This window comes from Bdellovibrio sp. HCB117 (assembly GCF_047305915.1).
Taxonomy (GTDB): Bacteria; Bdellovibrionota; Bdellovibrionia; order Bdellovibrionales; family Bdellovibrionaceae; genus Bdellovibrio; species Bdellovibrio bacteriovorus_B.
Genome location: NZ_CP178622.1, coordinates 1,168,509 through 1,184,880, shown reverse-complemented (window position 1 = coordinate 1,184,880; position 16,372 = coordinate 1,168,509). Strand labels below are relative to the sequence as shown.

Below are 16,372 nucleotides of genomic sequence, written 5' to 3'. Positions count from 1 at the left end.
CTCAGCCTGTGGCGAGGCGACGGTTATGAAGCAGAGCATAGAGAGCAATGTGCCCCGCTAATTGATCAGCTCTCTTGGTTGTACACCAGGTTTTTCTAAAGAGCCTATTGATGTGGGCTCTTAACATCGCACAAGTGTGATTCAAACTGAAAATCGGATCCCACTTCAGTTTCTTTAATTCCCCCTGACCAACAATAGCTCCTCTTCCACCAAAGATGGTTTCATGTCGGGCTTTCGGGAAATACCTTTTTACATCTTTTGGATAGTAAGGATTTGAGTCAGATCGGATTAGAGCTATTGGCGAAACAAATTTTTGCATCTCTGAAAACAACTTTTTACGAGCTTGAGACCTGTGATCTGCCCGAGGTCCGTACTTCTTTCTGGCAAATGCTGCTATCCTTCCCTTCGCTGGCATTTGCGCTACTTCAAAACCTAAAATCCTTCGAGTCGAGTACTCAACCATCAAAGTCACCGAAAGAGGCTTGCACTTAGTATGTTCAAAGGTTTCAAGATCATCAAATTCCACTTCAGTACAAAGCGGAAACTTTTTATTCCACTCTTTGAGTTCTTCTTTAGCTGTCGCAATAGAGAACCGGAACTTCCGCACTACGGTTTTGGGATTGATTTTTAATATTCTTGCCGCCTCCCGCTGACTAACACCGCCCGTTAATAAGTCACAGACAGTCTTATTTAAATGTCTTTTCTTCTGACCTTTTAAGGGACTCGACGTGGCTGCAGAAAAACTTTTGCGACAAGAAAAGCACCAGAATCTGGAGAGATGCTGACCATCGGACTTACGATAATAAGATCCAAGCTTGCGAATTGTCCGAGAAGCAGAACTTGGATTTCTTTGAGTATAGCAGTAAGGGCATTTGAACTTCATGAGAATCAGCAATGGCAAGTGCCACGCCAAGAGCTCGAAATAACTTTGCACAGAAAAAGGGGGCAGTTCTAAATGTTCTAAAGATTATTTCTTCGGCGGAGGGGTCAGTTTACTGTCCAACTTCGCCAAGAAGCTCGATACTAAATCTTCCCGCTCTTGCCCGGAAACGGGGCGCGCTCCTAAAGGAAACTCGGTATAAAGCTCTTTCGGGATTTCCAGAAGGAATCTTGACGGCGCTGAGGGACGAACCACACCGTTCTTTTTTCTTTGCTGACACCGTGACATCACCAGGCGCTTTTTCGCACGAGTGACACCAACATAGAACAAACGGCGTTCCTCATCGATATCCGAACCTAAATTTTTATGCGGCAATAAATCTTCTTCAATCCCCGCTAAAATCACGATCGGAAATTCCAAACCTTTAGAGGCATGAAGAGTCATCAATTGCACTTTGTTCGGCTCTTCCTCTTCACCTGACATATCGTCGCGTAAAAGCATTGAATCGATGAAAGATTTAATACTTTCTACGTCATAAGAACGACGCCCTAGGTACGCATCCAAAATGCGGCCCAGAATTTCAACGACCATCCATTTTTTCTCGGCACTCGTCGGGTCCGCGGCCGTTCCATAAACGTATTCGCGATAACCAATATCTGCAAAGATTTGCACCATCTTTGCACCCGGAGACGATCCGACATTGAAATCCAGAATGTTCTTTGGAAGATCCTCGATGAACTTCATCAAATCATCAATCGCAAGACCCGCTTTTTCCTGCACTTCGGCTTCACGCCAGAAACGACAGGCATCCACGAAGTTAATGCGTTTTTTAAGCGCAAATTCACTGAGCTTTTCAATCGTCGTGTCACCAATACCGCGAGACGGAACATTGATAATACGACGTAAAGAAACCTCATTCGGCGCTAAAGACTGCTTTAAATAAGCCATCAAATCTTTGATTTCACGACGATCAAAGATCGAAGTTCCACCCGAGATATGATACGGCACATTCGCACGACGCAAAGACGACTCAATCAAGCCACCTTGCGTGTTGGAGCGATAAAGCACGGCAAAATCCTTATACGAGTGACCTTGGCGCATAAAGTGCTGAATTTCGCTGACGACGAACTCACATTCATCTTCTTCGCGTTCCAACAAAAACATTTCAGGCAGCACACCCGTGCTTTGCGCTATTTCTGCTCTTAAAATTTTACCGTGACGGTTCTTATTTTTAGAAATCGCCGCGTTGGCGACAGCTAAAATTTCAGCTGACGAACGATAATTGCGCTCAAGTTTAATCACTTCACAGTTTTTAAATTCCTGCGGAAAGTTCAAAATATTTTTTACTTCCGCCCCGCGCCAACCGTAAATCGACTGGTCGTCATCGCCGACCACCGTCAGATTGTTATGAGACTTAACGATTTGATGAATCAAATCCATTTGCAGGCGATTGGTGTCTTGAAACTCATCCACCATCACCTGACTGAACATGCCTTGAACTTTTTCAAGAATATCTGGATGTTCTCTAAAGAGCTGTAAGGGCTTAATCAGAAGACCTTCAAAGTCCACCACACCTAAGTGCTCTAAGCGCTTGGCAAACTTCGGCGTTAGGACTTCGACCATCTCGTGGTATTCGTCGAAAGCTTCCGTCTGCGGAGCCAACCCCGTGCGCTTGTCGTTGATCATTGTCAGAATTTTATCGACGTCGAACTTATCTTTGCCCGAATTCTTAATATCCTTCATCAGGTCTTTAAGAATCGCATTGCAATCACTTTGATCGACGATACCGAAGTAAGGTGAAAGAGCCGCGTGTTTATGGAATCGGCGCAGGATCTGCAGGCCAAACGAGTGAAAAGTCCCTGCCCAGAGATTTTTCCCCGTATTGCCCAGCTTCACTCCAACCCGGTGCTTAAGTTCGCGCGCCGCCTTGTTCGTGAACGTTAACACGCAAATTTCTTGTGCTTGCGCCACACGCTCTGAAACCAAGCGTCCCGTTCTTGAAACAAGAACTGTCGTTTTTCCTGAACCCGCCCCTGCCAAAATAAGCAAAGGGCCGTAATTATGCTTTACGGCCTTTTGCTGTTCGGGGTTCAGCCCCTTAAGCCATTCCATAATACTCACTACTTCAAAGGCCGAATGGACTTCGGCCTTACAGATACATATTAAACTCTATTGTGGATCAATGTACGAACTTCGTCTTCAAAGACGACTTCGATTTTATCAGACATAGCGTCTTTAATGAAACCCATCCCGAATTTTGGATGTTGAAGTTTCGTGTTCTTTTCGAACTTGCCCTTCATGTTGTAAGAAGCTGTTGGTGCGTTTTCAGTCGCCATCAACATTTCGTACTCATTGCGGTGGCTGGAACGGCGAGAATTCATTGTTTGTTCACGCTTCTTCGCCGCAGCACCCGTCAAAGGCTTGCCCGTCTTAGTTTGTGTCTTAGGAAGAGAGTAAGTTTTTTGAGATCCGCAAATCTCGCATTTGATTTTTGCCGACGTCGCCGATGTGTGCGCTAGGACCACGTGGTATCTATCAGCATCACATTTTTTGCAGAAAGCAAAAAAAGATTTCGCGACGGGGGGCAGTGTATTCATCGTCATTGTTCTTCCTATCTAGTATTGTTGTTTCAAACTATAAATCATTAATTTTTCATCGAGCTTCTTTTGCGCAATCTCACTTGCACTTAAGAAGTAAGGCCCACTATTGCTTTCAATGCGGTGTTGGAACTCCAACATGCTTTGTTCACTTTTGGGATCAATCATGGAGTTTGTCGGTCCATAGTTTTCCAAAAAGGCATAGTCCTCTTCTTTATTAAAAAACTTTTCCCAGTTGTTCGTATTCACCTTCACACGGTACGTGATGGTTTTCGCATGAGAGTGAACCGGAGCATAAGCCCCGATGACTTCCAAGTGACCATAGTGAGAGTGCAACTTCAACGCCGGACTTCCCCATTGAGTCATGCCCGAACATTGATCGACATTGGCGTACCAAAGACCGAAGGCCTTAGATAAAAATCCTAAACCGTAAAAGCCCTCGCCTTGTGGAAGCAAAGAATTGATCGAGCAGAGGTTGTGCGCGACCCACTCTCCTCGATGCATCGTCGGAATGATGATGAAAAGAGAAAGCGGAATCCAGTCCATCTCGTCTAAAGATGTCACTTCTTTTAAAACGCTGGAAGTTTTGATCGGAGAATTCGTCGCCGGAAATTTTTTGGGATCTAAAGCTTCACGCATGCTTTTCGTCAATGCCGAAGGCTTGCAGGCAAAGCCCGCAACAAATCCTGGCATGACGGCGCAATCATAAAAAACCCAACGGGGCATGGCCATGTTGGAAGGACCGAAAGCGCGCTCTTCGATCGAATAGATGCGATCGGCAAAAGCCAGTTCACTTAAATCCAAAGGATCTTTGAACACAGGTTGCTTCGTGAACCAGTCTAAGCGATGAAGAGACCCTGGCTGAGCGATTTGGTTTTCTGGACGTACGAAAACATAAGGGCGAATATCATCGCGCTCCATCCAGTCCGCTTTTGCCAATAGTGAATTCATCGAATGCTACTCCAGTTCTGAGCTGCTTCAGCTCCCGGCCGTGCCGGCCTCCGCTCTGCGCCCTACCGGGCCCCAACCATCTCTTTAGGTTGTACTATCTTATCAAATTCTTCGCCAGAAAGGAGTCCAAGATTGATAGCTTCTTCGCGCAGCGTAGTGCCATTTTTGTGGGCAGTTTTGGCAATTTTGGCAGCATTGTCGTAGCCAATGTGAGGATTCAGAGCGGTTACAAGCATTAAAGAATGCTCAAGATGCTTCTGAATCTGTTTGGTGTTGGCTTCAATTCCCACGACACAATGGTCAGTAAATGACTCGCAGGCGTCTGCAAGCAAACGTACCGAATTTAAAACGTTAAAGACGATCAAAGGCTTAAAGACATTCAGTTCGAAATGACCGGTAGCTCCTCCGATAGAGACAGCCACATGGTTCCCCATCACCTGAGCACAGACCATAGTCATAGCTTCGCTCTGAGTCGGGTTCACTTTCCCCGGCATGATCGAACTTCCCGGTTCATTTTCTGGCAAGTGAAGCTCGCCGATTCCGCAACGAGGACCCGACCCCAAAAGACGGATGTCATTCGCAATCTTCATCAATGAGACGGCCACAGAATTCAAAGCGCCACTCACTTCCACCAAAGCATCGTGCGCTGCCAAAGCTTCAAATTTGTTCTCTGCGGAAACAAAAGGGATTTTAGTTTCAGCGGCGATCGCTTGGGCCGCTTCAACGGCAAATTGGGGATGAGTATTCAGTCCCGTTCCTACCGCCGTTCCTCCAAGAGCTAATTCATGCAAGTGCGGAAGAGTGTTTTTCACTCGTTGGATCGAGTGCTTCATCTGAGTGACATAGCCCGAGAACTCTTGGCCTAACGTTAACGGCGTCGCATCCATCAAATGAGTGCGCCCGATTTTCACGATGTCTTTAAACTCGTTTTGTTTTTTCTCTAAAGCCTTATGCAGCTTTTCCATCATGGGAAGCAGGCGATGATGAACCTGCTCGGCAACAGCGATATGCATCGCCGTTGGAAAGGTGTCATTTGAAGACTGGCCTTTATTCACGTCATCGTTGGGATGGATTTCTTTAGAAGGAAGTTTAACACCCATCATATCCATCGCCCGATTGGCGATGACTTCATTGGCATTCATATTTGTCTGAGTGCCCGAGCCCGTCTGCCATACGACCAAAGGAAAGTGTGCATCCAGTTTTCCAGCAATGACTTCATCTGCGGCTTTCACAATGACGTCGGTTTTCTTGGCGTCTAAAAGATTTAGTTTTTGATTTGTTTGCGCGGCACATTTTTTTAAGATCCCCAACGCGCGAATCATTTCTCGAGGAAAACGATCGCCGCCAATGCGGAAGTTTTGAGTGGATCTTTGCGTTTGTGCTCCCCAGAATTTATCGGCGGGGACTTGCACTTCACCCATGGTGTCTTTTTCAATACGCATATCTGCCATTTGCAAACTCCTTCAAAGATCTGACTTTAGTTCTTTCTTGCCACTTGGCCTACGTGAGCTTGATCAGTTGGATAAATAACAAGTTCTTGGATATTCACGTGTGCCGGGCGAGCGACACACCAAGCAATGGTTTCAGCGATGTCTTGCGCTGAAAGCGGCGTCATTCCCTCGTAGACCTTATCAGCTTTGCTTTGATCGCCTAAACGCACCAAAGAAAACTCCGTGTGGACCATGCCCGGCTCAATATTGGTCACACGCACTTTGCTTCCCAGAAGATCCATGCGCAGACCTTCGCTCAAGGCGCGCACCGCAAATTTCGTTGCGCAATAAACGCCTCCGCCTGGATAAGTCCAACGACCCGCCACGGAACCCAGATTTACAATGTGACCAGAATTTCTGCGAACCATGTGTTCGACAATCCCACGCGTGACGTAAAGAAGACCTTTCACGTTGGTATCAATCATCGTGTCCCAGTCTTCAAGTTTCGCATCTTGCATCTTATCGACGCCTTTAGCGAGTCCGGCGTTATTCACCAGAACATCAATATGAGCCATTTCCGCATAGTGAGCTTTCATAAATTGAGTCACATCATCGCGATCACTGATATCAAACTGCGCGGACTTCACTTGGATATTCGGATGAGCCGCCTTTAAAGCCGTTTCTAACTCATTGAGTTTATCACGACGACGTCCCGTCGCAAAAATAGAATACCCTTGTCCCGCCAAAGCCAAAGCCGTCGCCCAGCCAATCCCCGAAGTCGCCCCAGTAATAAACGCCCATTTCTTTTCCATCTCTTAAAGGTACCTGCTTCCCTTTGTGTAGAAAAGGAAGCAGGTACCTTTTGCGCGACGCGATGCGATGGGCGTAGGTGCTAGAAAGGCGTTGTGTTAGGTTCGCGGACTATGAAATGTCCTTGTGGTTCCGAGAAAACTTACAGTGAGTGTTGTGGTCCTTATCATTCTGGCAAAGCCTTAGCTCCAACAGCCGAAGCTTTGATGCGTTCACGCTATTCGGCGTTTGCGAAAAATCAAATGGAGTATCTGCGCGATACAACGGATCCCCAAACTTTGGATCTGATTGACGAAGACGCCAATAAAGAATGGGCAGAGCGTGCGAAATTCCTTAAATTAGAAATCGTAAAGGCTGAAGAAAAAGGGACCAAAGGCACCGTGGAGTTTAAAGCCTTCTACACTGTTGATGACGAAGAGTACGTTCATCACGAGGTCAGCACCTTCCGCAAACAAGCGGGCGAATGGTTTTTTAAATCCGGAAAAATCAAATCGGAGAAAACAAAATGAAATACTGGTTGATGAAATCAGAACCTGACGTTTATTCCATTGATACTCTAAAAAAAGATGGAACCACATGGTGGGAAGGCGTCCGAAACTATCAAGCCCGCAACTTCATGTCGAAAGAGATGTCGGTCGGTGATCTTGTTTTATTCTATCACTCTAATGCCGAGCCGTCTGGAGTCGCGGGGATCGCGAAAGTATCCAAAGCGGCAGCCCCAGATAAAACTCAGTTCGATAAAAAATCTGAATACTTTGATGCCAAAGCCACAAAAGAAAAACCGAACTGGTTCTGCGTCGAAGTCGAATTCGTAGCGAAGTTTAAAAACTTCATCAGCCTTTCTGACTTGCGTGACAACGAAAAACTGGCAGACATGGTGGTTTTGCAAAAAGGCTCTCGCCTTTCGGTTCAGCCCGTCGATAAGAAGCACTTTGATATCGTCAAAAAAATGGGTGGCGTTTAAAGCATGAAACTTTTTTTGGCTCCGATGGAAGGTGTCGTTGACTGGGTGATGCGCGACACTTTGACACAAATTGGTGGTGTGGATCAGTGTGTGACCGAATTTCTTCGTGTTACCGATCGCTTGCACCCTGAAAGTGTCTTTTATAAGAACTGTCCAGAGCTAAAAACCAATTCTCGCACTCGTTGGGGTACACCCGTTTTTGTTCAACTTCTTGGCGGTCATGCCGAACCTTTGGCGCTCAATGCACAAAGAGCCGTCAAACTTGGCGCACTCGGAATTGATCTAAACTTTGGCTGCCCGGCAAAAACAGTGAACCGTCATGATGGGGGCGCCAGTCTTTTAAAGTCCTGTGATCGTGTTCACACGATCGTGGATACGGTTCGTAAGGCTGTACCCGCGCATGTGCCGGTGACAGCAAAAATCCGTCTAGGTTTTGATGATCCAACGAAATGTTTAGAAATCGCTCAAGCCGTCGAAGCAGCAAACGCCACATGGTTGACCGTGCATTGTCGTACCAAAACCGATGGTTATAAACCACCTGCTTATTGGGAGTGGATTCCGAAAATCAAAGAGGCGACGAAATTGAAAATCATCGCCAACGGTGAAATCTGGAATGTCGCCGACTTCAAACGCTGCGTGGAAGTCACACAATGTGAAGACTATATGATCGGTCGTGGCGTGATGAGCAATCCCTTTATCTTCCGTCAGATCAAACAGAGCCTTTCCAATGAACCGGTTGAAGAAATGAACTGGCAACGGGCAAAACCCCTTCTGCCTCAGTTCTTTGAAGCCAGCACGCTTTATATCAACGATTACTTTGCGGTTTCGCGCACAAAACAGTGGCTCAAAGCACTTTCCTTAAAGAATGCCGAAGCGAAACAAGTTTTTGATGAAATTAAAATCTTAAAAAAACCTGTCGAGTTCCGTGCAAATCTTGAGCGTATTTGCTCTGCCAACTAATTGACCGCTGAGTAGCTGGCACTTTTTCTTTGCGCGCGCAGATCGTTATTTAATGACTCCACCGCTTCTTTAAAGGCCTTTTGAATTTGTTCGCGCTCTCTAGCAGAAAGCCGAACCAAAGGCGACTGCCCTACGATCAGCTTAACTCCACCCGAATTCAGGTGGGTGGTTTGCATATCGACTCCGAAAGTGAGACCTTTTAATTTCGCAGGCTCCATGGAGGAACCCAAAGATTTTCGAAGTGTTTTCTCAACCGATTCACCGTGAGTAGCTAGGATGTTGCGTGCTGAAGCATCTTTGACACCGTCAGAAACAAAAGAGAGACGGAAAGATCCAGAGTACTTGGTCTGTGCCAAGTTTTTCATCACACTTTCTTTATCTTGAATCGATAGAGGTTTGCTGGCAATCGCCACGCAATCATCCCCCGAGCAGACGGTTTGCAGCTTTCCGGGATCCACGGATTTTTGCAAAACTTCTTGAAAAGCCTTCTTCTGTTCAACGAAGTGATGGGTGACGGTTTTTTCGGCCAGACGAGTGCTTTCCAAAACTTTATCTAAATTTGTCTTCCCCGCTAAAGCTTCCGCGGTCCCTTTCAGGTTCGCGCCGCCCATTCCAATCATATCAGCGGAAAGTCCTCCCATGGTCGCTTCGTTGAAATGCGGTGTTTCCCTTTTTGCGATGTAAAGACCGGGCGAAAAATCATCGGCTGCTTTCACGTAACGTTCTAAAGTTTTCACTTGCGATGTATCTAAAGCCTCCGTTCCAAATCGATTGGCCAGATCTTTTGAAATCTTCGTGGTGTCACCCGCCCCTTTGCGAACAATGTCATAGACATCAGTGTCAAAGGTTTGACCTGAGACCAAGTTGGTTTTTCCAAAATACTGGCGCAGGCTTTGACGATCTTTTTCAATATCAGAAAGTTTCTGCCTCATCATAATTTGAAGTTCTGATTTCGAATACGCTTGAAGTTCGTTTTCGGAAAGCTGGCGAGAATAGCGAGCCGCCAAGTTCGCTTGATCGGCACTTTGTCCTATGCCCGCTCTGAACCATTGATCCGACTTTTCCACGCTGCGGATGATGCCGTTTTCTTTTAGATAGGTATCAAATTCGGTGTTTGTTTCTTTGAATACTTTTGCTAGGCGCGCTTCAAGATCTTTAGGCACTTTGCCACTGAAAGAAAAACGCATTGATTTAAAATCCGAATAGGGATCAACGATCAAGCCCGGAAATTCTTTTTCCAAGGCCTTCACGTTACTGAGCAAAAGATCTTTGTGATAATTTGTAAGACCCGTCACCAGATTTTTATCCTTCAAAGAATCATTAAGAACTTTCATCTGCGAGTTTTCCACATCCAGAAAGGTGGCTTTGCTTTTCGTCCCACTATTCGCTAAAGAAATCCATTTTTCATTCTGCGCCACCGTCGTTGGTGAATACTCGAGATATTTTCTTATCAAGCCCTCGCGGTCTTTAAAGCCTGCTGACCTGGAGGACGCCGTCGAAGAGTTTTTTCCGACCTCTTGATCTGATTTTCTTCGTTTGGCGATGATATCTGAATTATCAGCATTCCTCTGCGCCTGAGTGACGGTGCTTCCGGAAGTTTTAGCACTCGCACTTTCTGTGATTCTTGATGCTTCCACGATTTTAGTGGCCTCGGTGGCCTTGGCAAGTTCCGCGGCCTCTAAAGCAGTCACTTCGGCTTTTATGCCTCGTCCCGCAGCGATGGCCGCCCGGCCGCCTTTTAAGAAGTACCCCCCCACCAGAATTGTCGGATCAATGACATTTCCGATCGCGTAGCATGCCAGCTCTTCTTGCGCTAAGGCGTTGTAACAGGAATAGCGCTGATACTGTTTATTCAATGTATCCATCACCATGTTTTTAAGCGCACCTAATTTATTACGCTGTTCAACTGAAAGTTGCACATCTTCGGCCACAGGCCTTTCAGAGATAGGCACATAAGGCTTCGGCGTCATTCGGCGAATGGACGACATGTAAGCTTTCATATCTTGAGCTTCGATATAGAGGAAAGTCGCCGGATATTTTTCCAAATCGGCATCACTCAATTTATTGTAGCGATGATCGTCTTTGACCAAGTCGCGTTTACAAGAAAGAAGCTTGTCACACTCACGCAGGAACTCAGCTCTTTTTTTGTTATTTTCTTTAAAGCCTTCCCAGGAGTTTTCGATGAATCCGCCCAAAGACACAGCCATGTCTTTGAGCGAAATTCCCAAATCAATCATCGCATTTTTATAACCACGCAAACAGGCAACTCCCTGCTCGCGAAGGAAGTCGTCGTTTTGTTTGCACAAGCTATCCAAATCACAACGTCGCATCAGCGGCGCCCACTCTGGATTTTTTTTCGCAAGCTCAGCGCATTTGAGCGACTGCACTTGCATCTCACAGGTCAGTTTTATTTTTTCAATGGGATCTTTGTAAGTGGTGGCACACTCGGGTTTCTTCTTACAGGCGACCGAAAGCAGAAGGCTCTCGCTACTAGAGATAGCAAAAGAATTTAACGAAACGAGCAGAATAAATAAAAAATTTGTAAAAGCCAGATCAACTCCAAGTAACTCTTCGGAGTATCTGGAGGCTCAATCAAGATTCGAACAAACGATTCTCACAGCGAGACCTATGCGATCCGATGTTTTTGTTCGCTTCAGAACATTTTTTGAAAAATGAAGTAGGGACTTTTCATCTTCACAACATGCAAACGGAATCGCTCCGCGATCCAATTCATGCTTCTTTCTGAGAAGAATCCGACATGAGTAAGATCACGTCGATAATGCCAGTCATGGAAGGCCGCTTCGCCTTTGTGAGCGGAAGTCATGATTGCCAATATCCCCCCGGGTTTGAGGAGGCTTAACATGCGCTCGATTTCCACTTTGGGATTGTGAAGATGTTCCCACACTTCAGTGCTTGTAATTAGATGATAAGTGCGCTTCAGACTTTCGGTGTCTGGAAAATAAAAAGCGTCATAGTCGGAAGTTTCAAACCCTTGCGAGTTTAGAAGCTTGCTCAATGTCGCCGTCGGACCACAGCCATAATCCAAACTCGTAAGTTCCAAACTCTCTACACCAGCGGCTTTAAAGTGATCTGTAACACCTTTGATGAGCGGATCAAAGAACGCTAAGTAGCCCGCACTTTCTTGATTTTGATGAAGGTCATAACGTTGCTTTTCTTCCTCAAGACTCAGACGCTCTGCGGGGTTCATGAAAATAAAATCGCAGTCTTCGCAGTGGTAATAATTGCGTTCGGGCTTCTTTACCACTTTAAAAGCATTTGAGTTTGGTGACTGACAAAGTAAGCACTGCATGACAGGAAGAATCCTTGTCTCCCCTGCACCCGTATGTCAAAAAGAATTATGGCTAAAGTAGTTATTTATAAAAAAGACCCTTGTCCCTATTGTGACCGCGCTATCAATTTTTTGAATGGCAAAGGCATCGATTACGATGTTGTGGATCTTACGGGCAAACAAGAAGAAATCGATCGCATCAAAAATGAAACAGGATGGAGAACAGTTCCTATCATTCTTATCGACGGCAAATTGGTCGGTGGTTACACAGATCTGAAAGCCTTGGATGAAGAAGGTAAACTTGATTCCATGCTGGGAGGAAAATAATGAAGGCTTTGTTGTTCGCTTTTCTGACGACACTGGCGGTCTCATCTGCTCACGCAGAAGAAATCAATCCTGTGGGCGGAACGGAAGTGATTTACATGGGTTTGGGTTCTGCTCCTTACAACGGAACAGCTCGTGGCAGCTTGCAGCTTAAAAACACGGGCGATCAAGATATCACCAAAATCGTGTGGGACATTAAAGGCATGGGTTTTAGTGCCCAAGACAACTGTCCGACGGTTTTAAAACCAGGTAAATCTTGTCAGATTTTTGTAACTTACTGGAATACTTTCGCTGGCCCGGCAAGCGGCACATTGTTAGTGTGGACTTCAGATAAGAACTACCGTGTGAATCTTTCGGCTTACGGTCAGGAACCGATCAGACCACCGAACCCACCGGTACCACCACGCTTTCCTTAATTTATTGGCGCAATTCTGTGCGAGGGCTCATTTCAACGGGGCCCTCGAAAAATTTCTGCACACCCTCAATCATTTCATCGACGTTGCGAGCTTTCGCACACACTCCGACAAGCGCATTACCGAATAACAGCCACACGCTGGTCGTACGAACAAAGAAACGCACCTTGCGCATGGCTAAGTCATCACCAAAATACTGTCGGCTTAGATGTATCAATTTTAAAAGACATTTTCCGTATTCAGCGCCTTCTTCTTCCGAAGTGCGAGGAGCTTTCATGCCCTCTTTACCTGCGGGAGAAGCAAAGCCCAAGTCTTCACCAAGCTGCCACATCATCCAGGGGCGTGCCGCCAAACCTCGGCCTGCCATCGCCATATCGCAGCCCGTTTCTTCAAGCATTGCTTTCGCGTCGTCGGCAGTTTGGATGTCACCATTACCGATCACGGGAAAGTCGACAGCTTTATGAAGTTGTTTGATTTGCTCCCAATCCGCAGAGCCACGACGTTTTTGAGCCGCTGTTCGAGGATGTAAACACACCCACGCAGCTCCGGAATTACGAAGTCCTGATACGAACGAAAGAAGCTCGTCAAATTCTTTAGTGCTCCCGACGGCACGCAGCTTTACGCTGACAGGAACTGTCGCATTTTTGACGGTCATGCGAACGACTTCTGCGGCATAAGATGGATCACCCATTAAGGCGACGCCATAGTTGTGCTTCAACGCTTTTTGCACGGGACAACCCATGTTGATATCAATGGCTTCGGCTCCCCACTCGATTAAGCGCTTCACACTCTCCATGATGGGAACTTCTTCATTGCCTAAGATTTGTGGAACAAGCCCCGTTTCGTGAGGCGCACGCATCGTTTCTGGCGTCGTCACAAGATTTTCATTGGGAATGCGGCGAGAGTTTAACATCTCTGTCGGCCAGATCGTAAAAGCATCCGCAGGCATGTACTCACGAATCACTTCACGCAAAGCCACGTGCGTAAGACCCACCATCGGTGCCAAGCACAGTGGAAAGTTCACTTTGCCGTCCAAGATAGGACGATGCAAACCCAGTTGTTTTTTAGTGAATCCGTGAGAGTCAAAAGCCATAGCGACTTTTACCCGTAAATGCGGCCGGCATGCAATATCCGAATGAAGTTAGCAAGAAAAACAAGACGGAAACCGTAAATATTTCTGGTGGGGAATCGAGGAAGATTGAATCCTCCACAAACTCACAGGATCAATGTGAGCTTGTGGATCATTTTAAAACTAAGCAGAAGCTTTAACTGCGAAATCAGGAGCGAATTTTTTGATAGCTTCATAACCACCGAAAAGAACCGCCGTAAAGAACAGATCGCCAAGGATTTGATTTCCGAAGAATGGAATGCCCGCAACGTAACATGAAACAAGGCCTTGAGCTGTTTTTGGGTATAGACCTTCCATCATCCAAACACCGAAGTTAGAGATCAGGAAAAAGACCGCGCTTGTGACCAAAGACATAGTCCCAACACGAGTGACGGTCTTCCCTTCGCGCATAGTCCATCCCAATAAAACAACCGCTAAAAATCCTACGTAAACATAAAGCATTGTTGCGTGGAAACCCAAAACCAGGTCACTTACGAACAAAGCCGCCAGTGGAATCACCATCGATAGTTTTTTTGACGGGAAGTAAGTCCCACCAAAAAGAGCCATGGCACCGATCGCCGTGAAATTCCAAGGGTGCGGAATCAAGCGGCTGAAAGCGGCAACAAGAACCATCAAAATCAAAGTCATCCATTGTGTTGTTTTCATAGATTATCCTCGTTTATGCAGGGCAGAAAACTATCACCGATTCATACGGTTGTCTACCAGTTCTTGGACGACACTTGGGTCGGAAAGAGTGCTCGTATCTCCCAATTGATCTGGCTGGTTCTCTGCGATTTTACGAAGGATTCTGCGCATGATCTTACCGGAACGAGTTTTAGGCAGACGGAAAGCCCATTGAATCAGATCCGGCGTAGCGATGGGCCCGATTTCCTTGCGCACCGTTTGAATCAACTCTTTGCGAATATCCTCACTCGGCGTTTCTCCGGTTTTAAGAGTCACAAAGGCATAGATCCCTTGGCCCTTGATTTCATGCGGATATCCCACCACGGCCGCCTCTGCCACGCGATGATTCGCAACCAAGGCCGATTCGATTTCCGCCGTCCCAATACGGTGACCTGATACATTGATCACGTCATCCACACGGCCGGTGATCCAATAGTATCCGTCCTTGTCTCGACGACATCCATCTCCTGAAAAATAGTATCCGGGATAGGTTGAAAAATACGTCTCTTCAAACCGGTCATGATTGCGATACACCGAACGCATCTGACCAGGCCAAGAATCAGCGATCACTAACACGCCTTCGCCTTCAACCTCAGTGATTTCTTTTCCTTCAACAGTTAAAAGTTTTGGCTGAACTCCGAAGAATGGCAGTGTCGCCGAACCCGGTTTCATCGCGATAGCACCAGGCAATGGCGTGATCATATGTCCGCCTGTTTCAGTTTGCCACCACGTATCCACAATCGGACAACGACCATCACCGACCACTTCGAAGTACCATGCCCACGCTTCGGGGTTGATGGGTTCTCCGACAGTGCCTAATATTCTTAAAGACTTGCGAGAGCTGGATTTAACGAAAGTCTCTCCTTCCCGCATAAGAGATCGCAATGCCGTTGGCGACGTATAGAAAATAGAAACTTGATGTTTGTCGACGACTTCCCAGAAACGTGAAGGCGTTGGATAATTTGGAACGCCTTCGAAGATCAACGACGTTGCCGCATTGGCCAAGGGGCCATAGATCATGTAACTGTGTCCTGTCACCCAACCGATGTCGGCAGAGCACCAGTAAATATCCCCGTCATGATAATCAAAAACATACTGATGAGTCATACTTGCCCATAACAAGTAGCCCCCCGTCGTATGTAAGACGCCTTTTGGTTTGCCCGTAGATCCCGAAGTATAAAGAATGAATAATGGATCTTCGGCATCCATTTGTTCAGGAGGACATTGATCGCTCGCCGACTTCACTTCGTCGTGATACCAAATATCGCGGCCAGCCTGCATCTGAATATCCGTCTGTGCGTATTTAACGACTAAAACTTTCTCGACAGGTGCTCTGACGAGTGCCTTATCAATATTTTCTTTAAGAGCGATGGACTTACTGCCGCGGAAACCCGCATCTGCCGTGACAACAAATTTCGATTGTCCATCGATAATACGGTCCGCGATAGAGTCAGGCGCAAAGCCTGCGAAAATCACCGAGTGCACAGCACCAATGCGCGTACACGCAAGCATCGCATAGGCCGCCTCGGGAATCATCGGAAGATAGATCGTCACGACATCGCCTTTTTTTACTCCCATCTTTTTTAAGATGTTAGCAAAACGGCAGACCTCTTGATGAAGTTCTTTATATGTGATTTTTTTTGAGGGAGTTTGTGGATTGTCTGCTTCCCAGATAAATGCGACTTTGTCGGCTTTGGTCTTTAAATGGCGGTCGATACAGTTGTACGACACGTTGAGTTTTCCGCCTTGAAACCACTTAATGCTGACAGGTTTTTTGAAGCTAGTTTCTTTGACCTTGTCCCATTTTTTAAACCAATCCAAGCGCTCGGCTTCTTTTGCCCAAAAACCCTCAGGATCTTTGATGGATTTTTCGTACATCTCTTTGTACTTGGCTTCATTGATCCAGGCATTCTTCGCTGTTTCTGGAGGGACGGGATATAGATCTTTATGCATACTCACCTC

Annotated in this window: 16 protein-coding genes; 5 read left to right on the top strand and 11 right to left on the bottom strand. The window is 46.4% G+C overall.

Annotated elements, in window-relative coordinates; genetic code table 11:
* Position 1 precedes the first annotated feature (1 nt).
* The 6 genes from ACLWBD_RS05690 to ACLWBD_RS05665 form a co-directional block, all read right to left on the bottom strand.
* Positions 2 to 607, bottom strand: a complete 606-nt coding sequence (locus tag ACLWBD_RS05690; protein ID WP_253696945.1) for a hypothetical protein — start codon at positions 605 to 607, stop codon at positions 2 to 4.
* 360 nt (positions 608 to 967) lie between these two features.
* Complete coding sequence (locus ACLWBD_RS05685; protein ID WP_063209281.1) at positions 968 to 2,992, bottom strand: ATP-dependent helicase; 2,025 nt, start codon at positions 2,990 to 2,992, stop codon at positions 968 to 970.
* 50 nt (positions 2,993 to 3,042) lie between these two features.
* Positions 3,043 to 3,483 carry a hypothetical protein gene (locus ACLWBD_RS05680; protein WP_063209279.1) on the bottom strand — a complete coding sequence of 147 codons (441 nt, stop codon included), beginning with the start codon at positions 3,481 to 3,483 and terminating at the stop codon, positions 3,043 to 3,045.
* 12 nt (positions 3,484 to 3,495) lie between these two features.
* Positions 3,496 to 4,428, bottom strand: coding sequence for a hypothetical protein (locus ACLWBD_RS05675; protein WP_063209277.1), 933 nt, complete (start codon positions 4,426 to 4,428; stop codon positions 3,496 to 3,498).
* 62 nt (positions 4,429 to 4,490) lie between these two features.
* Entirely contained in the window at positions 4,491 to 5,870 is a 1,380-nt protein-coding gene (gene fumC, locus ACLWBD_RS05670) for a class II fumarate hydratase (RefSeq protein WP_413570716.1), read from the bottom strand.
* 35 nt (positions 5,871 to 5,905) lie between these two features.
* Positions 5,906 to 6,670 (bottom strand): SDR family NAD(P)-dependent oxidoreductase, encoded by a 765-nt coding sequence (locus ACLWBD_RS05665; protein ID WP_413569948.1) that lies wholly within the window; start codon positions 6,668 to 6,670, stop codon positions 5,906 to 5,908.
* 93 nt (positions 6,671 to 6,763) lie between these two features.
* Here ACLWBD_RS05665 and ACLWBD_RS05660 point away from each other — a divergent pair, with 93 nt between their 5' ends.
* From ACLWBD_RS05660 to ACLWBD_RS05650, 3 genes are read left to right on the top strand one after another with little or no spacing between them, the layout of a single operon-like run.
* Positions 6,764 to 7,177 (top strand): YchJ family protein, encoded by a 414-nt coding sequence (locus ACLWBD_RS05660; protein ID WP_413569946.1) that lies wholly within the window; start codon positions 6,764 to 6,766, stop codon positions 7,175 to 7,177.
* Positions 7,174 to 7,632, top strand: coding sequence for an EVE domain-containing protein (locus ACLWBD_RS05655; protein ID WP_413569944.1), 459 nt, complete (start codon positions 7,174 to 7,176; stop codon positions 7,630 to 7,632). The genes ACLWBD_RS05660 and ACLWBD_RS05655 overlap by 4 nt, the downstream gene beginning before the upstream one ends.
* Positions 7,633 to 7,635: 3 nt before the next feature.
* Positions 7,636 to 8,592 (top strand): tRNA dihydrouridine synthase, encoded by a 957-nt coding sequence (locus ACLWBD_RS05650; RefSeq protein ID WP_413569942.1) that lies wholly within the window; start codon positions 7,636 to 7,638, stop codon positions 8,590 to 8,592.
* Here ACLWBD_RS05650 and ACLWBD_RS05645 read toward each other — a convergent pair.
* On the bottom strand, positions 8,589 to 10,979 hold the full coding sequence (locus tag ACLWBD_RS05645) for a hypothetical protein (RefSeq protein ID WP_413569940.1): 2,391 nt from the start codon (positions 10,977 to 10,979) through the stop codon (positions 8,589 to 8,591). The genes ACLWBD_RS05650 and ACLWBD_RS05645 overlap by 4 nt on opposite strands.
* A 266-nt stretch (positions 10,980 to 11,245) precedes the next feature.
* Entirely contained in the window at positions 11,246 to 11,902 is a 657-nt protein-coding gene (locus ACLWBD_RS05640; protein WP_413569939.1) for a class I SAM-dependent methyltransferase, read from the bottom strand.
* 48 nt (positions 11,903 to 11,950) lie between these two features.
* Between ACLWBD_RS05640 and ACLWBD_RS05635 the strand changes: the two genes are divergently transcribed.
* Positions 11,951 to 12,208, top strand: a complete 258-nt coding sequence (locus ACLWBD_RS05635) for a glutaredoxin domain-containing protein (protein ID WP_253696942.1) — start codon at positions 11,951 to 11,953, stop codon at positions 12,206 to 12,208.
* On the top strand, positions 12,208 to 12,621 hold the full coding sequence (locus ACLWBD_RS05630) for a hypothetical protein (protein WP_063209262.1): 414 nt from the start codon (positions 12,208 to 12,210) through the stop codon (positions 12,619 to 12,621). Before ACLWBD_RS05635 ends, ACLWBD_RS05630 begins: the two co-directional genes overlap by 1 nt.
* Before the next feature lies 1 nt (position 12,622).
* On the opposite strand, the gene ACLWBD_RS05625 is transcribed toward ACLWBD_RS05630, so the two are convergent.
* The 3 genes from ACLWBD_RS05625 to acs all read right to left on the bottom strand — a co-directional run bounded on the left by ACLWBD_RS05625 (position 12,623) and on the right by acs (position 16,363).
* A complete protein-coding gene (locus tag ACLWBD_RS05625) occupies positions 12,623 to 13,711 on the bottom strand; it encodes a tRNA-dihydrouridine synthase family protein (RefSeq protein WP_413569936.1) in 1,089 nt (362 codons plus the stop codon).
* Positions 13,712 to 13,870: 159 nt separating this feature from the next.
* On the bottom strand, positions 13,871 to 14,392 hold the full coding sequence (locus ACLWBD_RS05620) for a DUF6580 family putative transport protein (protein WP_413569934.1): 522 nt from the start codon (positions 14,390 to 14,392) through the stop codon (positions 13,871 to 13,873).
* A gap of 33 nt (positions 14,393 to 14,425) precedes the next feature.
* Positions 14,426 to 16,363, bottom strand: coding sequence for an acetate--CoA ligase (acs, locus tag ACLWBD_RS05615; RefSeq protein ID WP_063209634.1), 1,938 nt, complete (start codon positions 16,361 to 16,363; stop codon positions 14,426 to 14,428).
* Positions 16,364 to 16,372: the final 9 nt, after the last annotated feature.